At 27.7% G+C, this 310-nt stretch carries 1 pseudogene; it reads left to right on the top strand.

The features are described 5' to 3' along the window. A pseudogene (locus H2277_RS09220) lies at positions 1 to 310 on the top strand (hypothetical protein); the annotation flags it as partial.

The raw sequence follows: 310 nt of genomic DNA on the forward strand, positions 1-310 counted from the left end.
GATGGCGTAAGCATAACCTTAATCGAATACTCCGAAAAAGAACATAAATCTTATTTTGATTTAGGTTCAGATGGTAAAGGTTTAAAATATCTTTTTATGCCTTTTGGAGCCTTCAGAAATACAAATTTAAAAGCCATGAAAGAACCTGAAATTTTAAATAAAAATATAAAAGAAAAACAAGTATATATGAATGGACTTGAAATTTTTAATTTTGCTACAAGAAAAGAACCATTAGCCTTTTCACAACTTTTGCAATATGCAAACTATGATCAAGATAAATTGGATTTTGTCTTTTTTCATCAGGCCAATA

It is taken from the genome of Campylobacter sp. W0014, from assembly GCF_020135975.1.
Taxonomy (GTDB): Bacteria; Campylobacterota; Campylobacteria; order Campylobacterales; family Campylobacteraceae; genus Campylobacter_D.